This window comes from Nocardia sp. NPDC058499 (assembly GCF_042719915.1).
Classification (GTDB): domain Bacteria; phylum Actinomycetota; class Actinomycetes; order Mycobacteriales; family Mycobacteriaceae; genus Nocardia.
This window is the reverse complement of sequence record NZ_JBHXMZ010000019.1, coordinates 20,637-32,438: the sequence shown is the minus strand read 5'-3', so window position 1 is coordinate 32,438 and position 11,802 is coordinate 20,637. Positions and strand designations below refer to the sequence as shown.

The 11,802-nt window shown below is 68.3% G+C and carries 14 protein-coding genes; 1 reads left to right on the top strand and 13 read right to left on the bottom strand.

Features of this window, described 5'->3' with window-relative positions:
- Positions 1 to 105: 105 nt before the first annotated feature.
- The 12 genes from ACFWPH_RS32855 to ACFWPH_RS32800 all read right to left on the bottom strand — a co-directional run bounded on the left by ACFWPH_RS32855 (position 106) and on the right by ACFWPH_RS32800 (position 9,555).
- Positions 106 to 915 carry a hypothetical protein gene (locus ACFWPH_RS32855; protein ID WP_378756164.1) on the bottom strand — a complete coding sequence of 270 codons (810 nt, stop codon included), beginning with the start codon at positions 913 to 915 and terminating at the stop codon, positions 106 to 108.
- A gap of 16 nt (positions 916 to 931) precedes the next feature.
- Positions 932 to 1,549 carry a hypothetical protein gene (locus ACFWPH_RS32850; protein ID WP_378756163.1) on the bottom strand — a complete coding sequence of 206 codons (618 nt, stop codon included), beginning with the start codon at positions 1,547 to 1,549 and terminating at the stop codon, positions 932 to 934.
- Between the two features lie 13 nt (positions 1,550 to 1,562).
- Complete coding sequence (locus ACFWPH_RS32845) at positions 1,563 to 1,799, bottom strand: hypothetical protein (protein WP_378756162.1); 237 nt, start codon at positions 1,797 to 1,799, stop codon at positions 1,563 to 1,565.
- Positions 1,793 to 2,632, bottom strand: a complete 840-nt coding sequence (locus tag ACFWPH_RS32840) for an alpha/beta fold hydrolase (protein WP_378756161.1) — start codon at positions 2,630 to 2,632, stop codon at positions 1,793 to 1,795. The genes ACFWPH_RS32845 and ACFWPH_RS32840 overlap by 7 nt, the downstream gene beginning before the upstream one ends.
- Positions 2,633 to 2,721: 89 nt before the next feature.
- Positions 2,722 to 3,021: a hypothetical protein gene (locus tag ACFWPH_RS32835; protein WP_378756160.1), complete on the bottom strand. Its 300-nt coding sequence runs from the start codon at positions 3,019 to 3,021 to the stop codon at positions 2,722 to 2,724.
- On the bottom strand, positions 3,018 to 3,659 hold the full coding sequence (locus tag ACFWPH_RS32830) for a hypothetical protein (RefSeq protein ID WP_378756159.1): 642 nt from the start codon (positions 3,657 to 3,659) through the stop codon (positions 3,018 to 3,020). The genes ACFWPH_RS32835 and ACFWPH_RS32830 overlap by 4 nt, the downstream gene beginning before the upstream one ends.
- 5 nt (positions 3,660 to 3,664) lie before the next feature.
- Positions 3,665 to 4,390: a hypothetical protein gene (locus ACFWPH_RS32825; protein WP_378756158.1), complete on the bottom strand. Its 726-nt coding sequence runs from the start codon at positions 4,388 to 4,390 to the stop codon at positions 3,665 to 3,667.
- 112 nt (positions 4,391 to 4,502) lie between these two features.
- Positions 4,503 to 6,014 (bottom strand): cutinase family protein, encoded by a 1,512-nt coding sequence (locus tag ACFWPH_RS32820; protein WP_378756157.1) that lies wholly within the window; start codon positions 6,012 to 6,014, stop codon positions 4,503 to 4,505.
- 25 nt (positions 6,015 to 6,039) lie between these two features.
- Entirely contained in the window at positions 6,040 to 7,161 is a 1,122-nt protein-coding gene (locus tag ACFWPH_RS32815; RefSeq protein ID WP_378756155.1) for a lipase family protein, read from the bottom strand.
- Positions 7,158 to 8,396 carry a cutinase family protein gene (locus ACFWPH_RS32810; RefSeq protein WP_378756154.1) on the bottom strand — a complete coding sequence of 413 codons (1,239 nt, stop codon included), beginning with the start codon at positions 8,394 to 8,396 and terminating at the stop codon, positions 7,158 to 7,160. Before ACFWPH_RS32810 ends, ACFWPH_RS32815 begins: the two co-directional genes overlap by 4 nt.
- The gene (locus tag ACFWPH_RS32805; RefSeq protein ID WP_378756153.1) at positions 8,393 to 9,286 is read right to left on the bottom strand and encodes a hypothetical protein; all 894 of its coding nucleotides are present in this window, start codon (positions 9,284 to 9,286) and stop codon (positions 8,393 to 8,395) included. The genes ACFWPH_RS32810 and ACFWPH_RS32805 overlap by 4 nt, the downstream gene beginning before the upstream one ends.
- 122 nt (positions 9,287 to 9,408) lie before the next feature.
- A complete protein-coding gene (locus tag ACFWPH_RS32800) occupies positions 9,409 to 9,555 on the bottom strand; it encodes a hypothetical protein (RefSeq protein WP_378756152.1) in 147 nt (48 codons plus the stop codon).
- A 388-nt stretch (positions 9,556 to 9,943) separates the two neighbouring features.
- Here ACFWPH_RS32800 and ACFWPH_RS32795 point away from each other — a divergent pair, with 388 nt between their 5' ends.
- Entirely contained in the window at positions 9,944 to 10,696 is a 753-nt protein-coding gene (locus tag ACFWPH_RS32795; protein WP_378756151.1) for a helix-turn-helix domain-containing protein, read from the top strand.
- A gap of 649 nt (positions 10,697 to 11,345) precedes the next feature.
- Here the strand turns inward: ACFWPH_RS32795 and ACFWPH_RS32790 are convergent.
- Positions 11,346 to 11,675, bottom strand: coding sequence for an Lsr2 family protein (locus ACFWPH_RS32790; protein ID WP_378756150.1), 330 nt, complete (start codon positions 11,673 to 11,675; stop codon positions 11,346 to 11,348).
- Positions 11,676 to 11,802 lie beyond the last annotated feature (127 nt).

Below are 11,802 nucleotides of genomic sequence, written 5' to 3'. Positions count from 1 at the left end.
CGTCGCATGCCACCGCAGGAAGGCCGGGCAGATCACATACGTCCGGAATCGGAAGTTGGGTCCGTCCGGCACCTGCGACGGAGCCGCCGGCAGTCGATAGCGTCATCACATTCCCTCCCATGCCCCGAATCCAGTGAGCGTCAGAACGCGTTTCGTCGGGCCCCAGAGGGTTTCGATATCGTCGACGCGGACGCGCCAGTCGCCGTCAACCCAAACCATCGGCCACGTCGACACTGCGTAGCCGTCGCGGTCGGCCAGGGCGAACTCGACAACCGCGAGCTCGGAGCTATAGCCGGGACGGACCCGGACTCCGTCGGGCACAGTGACGTAACGAGCGGTATCCGGTGTGCTGGCGCGGGATCGGGCGAAGCGGTCGATCAGCGGCTGTCCACCGCCGTAGAAGCGATCTCGTACGACCTGCTGCCAGGTTCTCTCCGGTGCGGCCAGTGCCCGCGCGAGCGCGTCTGCGGCCGCCAACGCCGCCCCCTGCGGAGTGCGACTGAATCCGGTGGCGATTCCGTCGGCGATCCGCACCGGGCCGTCACTACTCGACACCGGAGCTGCGGCACCGCCCCATATCCGCTGCCACCGCACCCCCACGGGCGCGGCCATGAGATAGTCAGCACCGACGGGGTCCGGGCGAGCGGCCGTGGTCTGGGGTATAGCGACTCCGGCCGACTCGGAAGGGACTTCGAGGCGATTGCCGAACAGATCTACAGTCGGTGGCTCGCCGGGGGGCATCACGGAGGAGGGGCCGGCAGGCGCGGGCGAAGCACCAGGCTCGGTTTCGGTGGATGGAGGCAAGACAGTGCGGGTGTCGTGCCGGCAGTCGTAGGTGAGCGTCCACACGAACACGCCGATCACGACGATGACCAGCAGTGTCGATAGGGTGATCAATACACGTTTCGATGTCACAGCGAGCGCCTCCTCATCAGCGCGGGGTGAGCGGGATCAGGTCGATGGGCGGGGCAGTGACGGCGGTGACGGGGGCGGTGGTGGGGTTGATGGGGACGTGGAGTCGCCAGTTGCCGGCGTGCCACAGAACCCGGATGGTCTGGCAGGTGGCGGAGTTGTCCGGATAGGCGGCGTAGACCTGCACGTCAGCTGCCGTGTCGGTGTAGCCGGTGATCCGGTAGCCCAGGATCTTCGGCGGCCCATCGGCGATCGGATCGGTGATCGAGATCTGCGCGCGGGCGGTCGCCCAGGCGTCGCGCCCCGGACCGGGAGCCAGCATCTGTTGTCCGACTCGTGGCCACTGGGGGTCGGTGGCGACCGACATCCGCACACTCGCGTGGATCGCCGCCAAGCCCGCCCCGGCTTGGTTGCGGTCGAACCCAGCTGCGACCGCGCCGTCGATGCGATCTGGTCCCTGGTCGGCGATCGGCAGTTCGACGCCTTGGAACGTGTGCCACCGTAGGCCGGTCGGTGACCGGACCTCAGCGCTCGATGGGGTTGTCGTCGGGCCGGGGTCGGGGCTGCCGCAGGCGGCCAGTGCTGCCGCGGACAGCACGACGGCGACGATAATCCGGAAAGGTCGCAGCGGTGTCATCGTGGTGTGTCTCCTATCCGTTCGGCAGGACGGCGATCGCGATCGAGCTGGCCGACCCGATCAGCGCGGCGCCGAGCAGGGAGCCAATGAGTCCTTCGAGGCCTTCGTCGCGATAGAAGCGCACACACAGCTGCCCACCGACCCAGATGAGGCGGGCGATACACACCAGCAGCACGCACCAGGCCAACCAGCCCAGCAACTGAGTGATCGGGGTAAGGACCTGCGCAGGGAGAGGTTTCGCGGTCACCATGGCTGGCCTCCGTCGTGGAGGTGGGTGCGGTAGGCGACCTCGAGCGCCGCCAGGATCGGCTGGCTGGCTTGTCGCGGTTCGACGTAGGGAAGGGAGTGACCGGTGTCGGCGAGGCAGTCGTAGTCGGCCCACACCTGATCGGCCAGGGCCCGGCAGTGGTGTGGGGGCACCAGGGGGTCGAGGGCGCCGGTGAGTATCCAGGTCGGGATACACCGCCATACGCTGAGTGTGGTGTCGGTCAACGCGGCGGTGCCGTAGGTGGCCGCTACCCATGCTGCGATGCTGATGTGGAGGCGTTCGGCGAGCAGACCATCTGACTCGGGCCACGGTCGTCCCGTATTTCTGGGTGGTCGGTAGAAGTGGGCCAGCAGCTCGTCTTGAACCCGCCACGCGGGATTGATCGGGGTGTCGGGGAATTCGAGCGCCCCGTTGAGCAGCACGAGCCCGGCTACGGTGCGGGCCGGGCGCGGGTATTTCTCGATCCAGGACAGCATCAGCCGGGCCGCCGCTGAGTGCGCAACCAGGACGACCGCTCCCTTCGCCTGGGTCAGAACTGTGTCGAGATCGTCGGCGCCTGTCGTGGAAGTGCCTGCGAAGCCGCTTCCCGGGTGCTGGTTGGCTGTGCGCTGGTGGTAGGTGAGCTGGGTGATCCGTCCGTCGAGCCGGGTGTGCAGGTAGGTGGTCAGCGGGCTCCAGTAGTTGGGGCTGGTGAACGGGCTGTGCAGGTAGACGATGGTGGCCGGTCCGGTCTGCGGCCCGAGCCGGGAGACCGCCAGGTATCGCCCGTCCGCAATAGGGAGTGCAGTCAGGCGCAGATCGGGGTGAAGAATCATGGACATTCCCTGCGAGATCGGTGCCGCCGGTATCCGTGCACGGCTCGTGGAGACAGCGAAGAAAATCGGGTTGGAATCCTGTGAGGGGGTCATCCGCCGCCTCCGGTGACGACGGCGTTCATGATGGTTCCGGCGCTGGTGGCGATGATTCCGCCGACGAGCGCGGCGAGGATGATCTTGGGTGACTCGACCGCGCCGCCGTGGAAGCGTTCCCACCCGAATTTTCCGCCGGCGTAGATCAGCGCCGCGATGCCGGCGAGCATGACCAGCCACGACAGGTAATTGACCAGGTTGACCAGCTGCCCTGAGCCCGGCGGGGTGACGGGGGTGATGTGAATCTGCTGGGCGAGCACAGCGACCGTGTCGCCGGCCGCGAGAATCGTGGTCATGACCGGCTCCCCTTCTCCTCGCGAGTGGGGCGGATCGCGGCGAGCCGGGCAATGAGGTCTGTCCCTGCACGGTGCACGTCGGCAGGCACCGTGTCGGTCAACCGGATACGTCGAGGCGGCGCCGGATCGTTGGGGGTGTATCGGGCGAGCTCGTCGAGTTCGCGGACGACGAGTTCGTCGTGCCAGGCGATCCGGTAGACGCAGGGGGCCAGGTCTGTGATGGTGGCGCAGTAGCGGCGGACCGCGGCTGGTGTGGCGCCGGGTCGGGTGGCGGTGAGCACCAGCGCGAGCACGGTCACTCCTTCGGGGGCGAGGCCGGCGTGCCATTCGCGGAGCCGGTCGGCCGCGGCGGTAAGTCCCGGGATGCACAGGCGGGCGGCGATGACGACCTGCTGGGTGGTGCGCGGGTTACCCGGCCAGGCTGTGCCGGTGTCGGCCGCTGGGGCCCACCAGCGAGCCAAGGTCGAGGCACCGGCTCCGCCGTGGGCGCCGAGCACGGCGACCAGTGGCGGGTGCGGGCCGGTGGTCGGCAGCGGGTGCTCGCGGACCGGGGCCCGCCGGTGTGGGGGCGGGGCGGTAACGGTTCCGGGGTCCAGGCCTCGCTGGCGGGGAGAGCGCATCTGTAGGGCGACGGTCATTTTCCTCAGCCCCGTTTCTGAATGTTGGTGATGAGCATGTGTTCGCCTTCGCGGCGCACGTTGATCACCTGCAGGTAGTCCCGGCGCTGCCCGTCGGGACGCACCTCGACCAGGTGCACCTCCGCGACGTGGTCGGCGATCGAGGTGATCGCGACGCAATGGCGGGTGTCCGCCGGAATCGATGTGATCCCCGCAGCCAGGAGCTGCGGGTCCAGTCCGGCTTCCGGCGCGGTCAGGCGCAGCGCGGCCACCGCGTCGCGGGAGCGGTAGTAGGCGTGTTCGAAGGCCGCGATCACCCCGGTCACCGTCGCGGGATCACCGGCGGTGTCGGTGATGATGTCGCCGCTCAGTCCGCTGCATGCCGCCGAGCCGACCGCGCTGGTGGAGGACGCTGCCGAGGTGAGCGACGGTGGTGGTGCGGCGGTGGCGGAGGGCATCTCCGGGGCGGCTGTGGTGCCGCTGCGAAGCGTGAGTATGCCGGCGCAGATCAGGGTGGCCGACACGGCCAGGCTTACCGCCAGCGCGACCCATGCCCGAGTCGGCATCCGCGCCGACCCACCGACCATCTCCGGCGCGGGTAGTCGTGTAGGCCCGGCGGGTTCGGCCGGTGACACGTCGCTGCTGTTGTCCGGCTGGGGTTCTCGCCGGTTGCTGAGTGGGATGGGGTTGGTGGCGTCGAGCCAGCCCCATCCGTGGTCGGTGCCGGGGTCGGTGTGGTTGCCGGTGGGCATGGTGTTCACCTCCTACGGGGGGTGTTGGGTCGGGCCCTCCGGAAGGACGTCAGGGGACGAATCAGCAGACGGGGTACTTGTGTCCGCTGGGTTTGCGTCCTTCCGAAGGGGTTCAGGGGCCGCCGTGGCGGCCGGGTGGCGGCGACGTCGATGAGCTCGGTGCCGCGGTCGATGTCGCGGTGGGAGCGGTCGATGTCGCGGTGGGAGCGGTTGATGCCGGTGGCGTCGGTGTGGCTGCGGCGAGGTCTGTGGCCAGGGCTTGGAACCAGTCGGCAACCTCGGCCAGTGGGGACGAACCGTCGACGCCGGCTGCGGTGGTGTTGTAGGAGCCGTGGCGGGCGACGGTGTCGCTGTAGCCGGCGCTGCTGGCGACCTGGTAGAGCTCGCTGTGGTCGGTGATGGTGGTGGTGATCGCGTCGAAGGCTTCGTTGGCCCAGCGGCTTGCGGTGTGCGGCGGGACGAGTTGCACGACGGCGCCGGCGAGTTTGGTGCCCAGGACCGCGACCGCGGCCCAGGGGTTCGCCATTCCGACGGTGGCCAGTTCGGCGATGGTGGCCGGGGTGAACACTGTGCGCGCCACAGTCACGACTGCGTTCAAGCCGATACCGCCGAGTTTGAGCAGGGCGGCCAGCGCTTCCTGCGGTCCGGGCACCCGCGCGCCGGGAGCCGATGCTTCGGCCAATCGTTGCCCGATCGTTTTCTGTGGGGAGTAGGACAGTTCGTCGAGGGTGGCGCCGGTCAGGTCTTCGTTGACCACGGCCACCGCGGTGGTGAACACCGTGGCCGACAGAGCTTGTGAAATCGTCGAGATCGCCGCGATCGGGTCGCGCAGGTCGGAACGGGCGGCGATATTGGCGACTGTGGTGGCCAGGGTGCCACCGACCGGGGCATCGCAGGTGGCATCGCCCGGGACACACAGGTCGGCGACCCGCCCGGTCAACGACCCGTACCCGCCGTCGGGCCCGTGGGCGGCGATGCCGCCGCCGCTCAATGCCGGATTGTGCAGGGAGATCTGCGCGACCGCCTGCCCGGTGGTGCCGGGTGCCGCCGCGGGGCGCGTGTCGCCGGGGCGGCCGGGCAGGACCGGGGTGTGCGGGGCGCGGCCGGGGTGGGCCAGCAGCGCGATGCCCGCGATGGCGTCGGCGGGCACGCGCACTTCGCCGCGGCCGATCCGGCGTGCGAATTCCGAGACCGCGACTGCACCTTGGGCATAGCCGGCAACGGCGATCTTGGTGTCCGGGCAGCGGTCCAGGACTTCGCCCGCGCGTGTGTGCAGGTCCTCGGTTGCGGCGGCGGTGGCCTGCTCGTACGGCACCACGGCACCGTCGTTGTTGTAGCCGTACGGGATATACGCGCGCTGGACCGATTCGCCTGCGGTGGCGAGCAGCGGCCCGAACACCTGTCCCAATGCGCCGCTGTCACTATCGGCCGGTGCGTCCGGAGACGATTCCTCGCCGCCCTGGACCCCGAGCACGTACACGTGCGGGCACCGCACGCCGAGGGTGCCGCTGTCGGTGGGAGCCGCAGACACCGTTGCAGCGGCTACCATGACGGCTCCGACTGCGACCACGACCGCGCGAAACAGTGTCCAGGCGACGGTCGCGGAGGTGTTGACTCGGTGCATGGGATGTCACCTCTTTTCGGTCGGGTCAGGCGGCGGGTGGGCGGGGGTGTCCGGGTAGGTGGTTCAGGTCTTCGGTGAGCTGGTCGAGAGCGTCGGCAGCGCCGGCCACTGCCGTGCCTGTGTGCCCGGTGTCGTAGTCACGCCAGGTCGCTTCTGCGCCCATGAGGCGGTATTCGGCGTAGAGCTGCTGGCCCATCTCCACCGGGATCAGTGCATCGGCACTGCCGTGATACAGATGCACCGGCACTGCAGGGATTTGGGCGCCGGTGGCTTCGCTGGTGAGCACGTACTGCCACCGGTGGTCGTTCCACGGGTCCGCGCGTGTGCACCAGGTAGCCAGGCGGTGGTCGCGGAAGCTGTCGAGGATTTGCCCGGCATCCAAACCGGAGGCATGTGCGATGGCCGCGGTCGCGCCCGTGGTGAACAAGTGGTCGATGGTCAGGTGGGAGTAGGCGTGGCTCAACCCGATCAGCCCGGCCAACACCAACCCTGACCACGGGCCCCTGTCCAGGCGGGGCACCAGCCCACCGGGGTCGGCCACCACCGCTCCCGCGGCGACACCGCGCAGGTCCAGCGCTGGGGCGTAGCGGGGCTGGGATTCGGCGGCCCACACCGCTGCCCGGCCGCCGTCGGCATACCCCCAGATCACACACGGCGCACCGGCTGCATCCAGGTCCGGGATCGTGCGAGCGGCCCGGGCAAGGTCGAGGACCGTGTGCGCTGCATCGGTGCCGGCGAGGAATGTGTGGGGTCCCAACCCTGTCACTCCAAGGCATTGGCCGTCGGGCACCGCAACGATCCAGCCCCGCTCCAGCGCTGCGGACACAGCACGAAGATCCGGATCCGGCGCCGCGTCGGTGAACACTTGGGAGGGCGCGCATCTGCCGCCCAGCCCGCGGAACGGCGGGCAGTACACCGCCACCGCAGAATCCGGCCCGGGGGTCGGTGGCGCGACGACGATGCCGGAGGCCGGAATCGGGGAGTGCCGGCCGGTGCGGCTGGCATACACCAGCTGCCACGCCTGATACGGCCTGCCCAGCGTCGGCAGGGCCGCGGAGCGGTAACGCAGCAGGGCTCCCGGGAGGACATCGAACCCGACACTCGGGGCGACGTAGAACGCGTCCACTGGATAGTTGCCGCTGCTCATGACCGGCTTCCTTCCACGTCCTGGGCCAGTGCGGTCATCCAGGCGATTCCCGAATTCAGATGTCCACCGGCCGCATAGCCGGTGTGACGGGAAACGGTGTGCCCGTATCGGATCCACACCGCCGGATCGACCAACGCGGCATTGTCGGCGACCAGTTGCCCCCACGCCGCCGTGAGCTGGGCAGCCAACGCAGGCAAGGTCGCGGCAGGGTTCGCCATCACTGTGGACACGACCGCGCTCCAGCAGGCGTCGGCTGTCGCGGCTTCGGCCGGGCTGGGGTCGCTGTGGCGGGGGTCCGCGGCGTCGATCAACCGCTGCGCCAAGCTCTTTTCCGGCCGGTAGGCCACGTTGCCGTCGGTGAGGTGGATGTCGTGGAGCAGCACAGTGATCCACGCAGCCCCCAACGCGGTAGCGATGAGGCCGTGCAGGGAGTTGAGCGCGGTGATCGGGTCACGGAGGTCGGCTTGGGCCGCGATCAACGCTCCGAGCCGCAGTAACGCCGCATGGTCGGGCGCCGCGCACGCAAGGTCACCTTCGACACAGATATCGGCGACCCGGCCGGTCAACGCGCCGTACCCGATGTCCCCGCCGGCGATCCCGCCACCACCCGGTGCGGCCGGCGCGAACCGCACCCCTGCCACCGCGCCGCCAGCGGTGCCCGGGGCCGGGTCGGGCACCGTCTTGCCCGGCCGGCCCGGGAACACCGGTGACCCGGGCGCGCGATCCGGATGGGCATACAGCGCGATCCCGGCAACCCGATCCGCCGGCACCGGTCCGGCACCGGATCCGATGTCGCGCGCCAGCCACGACAAGGCCTGCGCGCCTTGGGAATACCCGACACCGGCGAACATCGTGTTTGGGCAGGCGGCGGCAATCGCGCCGATCTCGGAGTCGAGCCGCTGGCGGGCTTCGGTCACCGACACCGCATACGGCGCGGCGCCACCTCCGGGTACTGCGCCCCCGAACCCGGCCGCATACGGAATATAGGAGCGCGCCACCGCACCGGGCGCCGACGCCAGGACCGGTCCGATCAGCGCTCCGACCACCCCGGTATCGGCGACCGGGTCCGCGGCCGGGGAGGACTGGCCGGTGCCCTGCACTCCGAGGACATGCAGTGGTGCACAGCCACCGACAGGAGGTTGCGCTGTCGCGATGCCGGAGGCGGTGAGTGCGGCGCACACCGCAGCCACCACGGTGGCGGTCACGGCGCAGGTCTTCGCAGTGACGGCGGTCATGGCTGCCCGACCCCCACACCGGCACCGAATCCAGCGCCCACGGTGCCGACCGCGGCGGCGCCGACCACAGCTGCGGGGACTCCAGCGACGACGGCGCCGACCGCCGCCCCTACCGCGGCACCGAGTGCAGTCCCGGCCACCCCTGAGGTGACAGTGCCGACCACAGGGACCGCCACCACGGTCCCTACCGCGGCGCCGGCGATCCCGCCGATCGTGCCGCCGATCAACCCGCCGACCGCAGCGCCGGCCGCGGCCGCGGGTGCACCCGCAGCGACCGCTCCGGCGGCGCCGCCGACTGCGGCACCGGCCATGGTGGCACCGGAAACCCGGTCCGAGCGTCCTGCCGGGATCCCGACCGAGTCCAGCGCGGTCGCCACGTGGGCTTCTGCGGTCGCGGCGACATTGTTGATGGTGTCGCGCGCTTCGGGCGGCAGCCATGGCGGGCTCGGTGCCTGCCATTGCCCGATGCGGATCGTGTTCTCCGGCGGCTCGATCGGCGCGACCGGCGGCACGGGGGCAGGTAGGTGCAGGTCCTCGACCCGGACCGGCGCCACCGGTTCCTGCGGTGGCGGAGCGGGCCGCGACGGCGCGGCGTTGCGGACCTCCGGCGACTGCTCGTAATACACCGGCGGCTCCGGCACCGGAGCGGGAGCCGGTGCAGGCGGAGGTGGAGGAGGAGGTGGGGCGGAGGTGCCAGGCTGTTGCGGGCTGGTCACCCCGGGCTGGTCGGCGATCGACGCGGGCTGCTCGTCGGCGTGGGCCGTTACGGTGGCCGACAACGCGATAGCGAGGGGAATCGCCCCGGCCAGCATGATGCGGCCGCTGCGGCGCGTGCGCCCATAACCGGGCCCGCGCTCGAGGTGATCGGTAATTTTTATGGATTTGGGCATGCCAAATAAACCCTTCGTCATGAAGGCGAAAGAATGGGGAAATGAATGGATGCGGGAAATATCCCGCCGGGCGCCTCCCGACCAGGGAAAGCCGGGAGGCCATTACTCGGGGAGTTTTCCGATCAAACGAAGGACAGGATGAGCCACAACGCTTGCGAGGCGAACGACAAACCGCTCGACAGCAAGACCAGGGCGTCGTTAGCCCAACCCATCACCATGCTCGGATCCAATGTTGTTTTCCTTTCCGGAGGACGGTCGTACTCCACCATCCAAACCACCGATCCTCATGCTGCGCCAGGGTTCTGACCTTCCGTTTTCTGCGTATACGCGCTGCCGCGTGACCCCAGAACACCCACAGATCCAGCAGGTTCGGAAAGAATTCACGCAGCCTGCGTGAAAATAAAAATTTTGCGTCAAACGACGAGCCGCAGGAGTCTCAGCGTGCACATCCCCGCCCCCTTGGCTATCTCACCGCGACCGACAGGAAACGTATCCGGTTGCCGACATATACGGACTCTGGTAGGAACTAATCGACTCGGGGAGATAGTCAACCGCAACTCCGCACACACTGGTGGCGGAGACGCACAGAAAGGGGGGATTTTTGTGCTGCCCAGGAATGCTGCACAGCCTCTAACATCCACACCGAAACTACTGGTCTTGCCACCCACACTGGGTGACACCTGCCTCGCCATCCGCAAGCAACTGGGACTCAGCCGAAGCGCCGCCTACGACGCACACGGGGTCAGCCAGTCCTACCTATTCGACATCGAGAGCAACCTCCGCGTCCCCACCAGCGCGATACTCGACCGGTTGATCGACGCCTACGGGCTCGACAGCCAACACGGCCAGCACCTGCACGAACTCCGCGAACCCGCCCACCACCTTCCGGCCACCGGCGAACTCGGCGTCCAACTACAGCACCACATCGGCCTGATACCCCACCTCGACAACCTCGAGATCAAGGGCATCCTCGGCGCCTACGTCGACCCGCTGTACAACATCCTGGCCTGCAACAACAGCTTTCACACCGCCTGGCCGGGACTCACAGAGGCAGATTCGCTGCTGTCCTGGATCTTCGGACCGGCCGCGGCGCACTCAGCACCCGACCACGATCGCGAAGCCGCCCACACCGTGGCCATCACCCGAGCACTGGCCGGCCGCTACCGCGACAGCGGCCAAACCAAAAAGCTCCTTCGAAAGCTCAGCCACCATGACGAATTCACCCGCCGATGGACATCGGCCATCGACGTCGCCTACGGCCGCTCCCCCGACGACCTGCTCCATCGCCACGCCCCCGCAACAGGCGAATCGACATCCTTCACGATGACGAAAACCGGAGCCTACCGTCTTCCTGACGTCTCACTCATCACCCTGATTCCCATGCCCTACAACGACCCAGATCTTTCCTGAGCCGACACTACTGTCCTGAGCCGGCCTCATGAGGCCGGCTCAGGACAGATCCGGGAATCCTCCGACGACGACACAGCAAGCGCCAGCGGCCCACCGGGCTCCGACCGCAGGCGCCCGACGGAGCTGACCGCGGTCACCGGCCACAGACCCAAGCCAGTGCCGACCCATCAGCGAGCCACCGGGAAACACATATCAGCCGAATGAGACAACTCCCGCACCAGCGGGCCCTCGTTCGCCTCACCCAAACGTGGGCAGCAAGCAGGCATCGATCAGCAAACCCCCGCAGGCCCGACAGCCCCGTGTTGACAGCCGACCGATCTACGGGTGGCTGTCAGGGGCCACCCTACTGAAGTCGGCGATACTCAATAGCTATCCGTCATTATGATCGATGCCTACTCCGACGAAAACACCCAGCCCACTACACTGACCCGGGCGCTCCACCGAATACCGTTCCCCGCAATATCTCGATCGCAATATTGCAACTATGGGACGTAGCTACTCACCGGTTCCGCATACACAATCACAGGCAGCCTGGACCGAACCCAAGTCGCGCACCGCAAAAGGGCCACCGCGGGACCCACGTAGAAACCATGGACAATGTCTACGCCGACGTTGTTCAATATTCTCGCGGAGCAACGCTCCGGTGGAACTAACTCACCGCGCGGTGATACGCCTCAAGGACTGCGGAGGGAATCCGACCACGCCCGGGCACATCATGACCGTTGCGGCGAGCCCACTCACGCACCGCCCTGGCATCCTTTTGCCGCCCCGCCGAGCCTGCGGCAGTGCGCCGATCCCTCCCTCCGACTTTGCGCGCGAACGGGATCCATTTGTCCAAACCAGCGCGCAACTCACGCGCATTCGCTTCGGACAAATCGATCTCGTACCCGGCACCGTCGATACCGAACGAGACAGTCTCGGCCGCAGCCGACACACCGTCCACATCGTCGATCACAGTGACAACCACCTTGCGCGCCACGCGCCAACACCTCCACTGACCAAAACCCTGCCCGACCCAAGCTCCAAGGCGGCACAGTAGCAGCATTCACCTCCCGGACCCGTGGCGGCAGCCGAAGACCCAAGCCTCGTAGCGGCCATATCCGGAG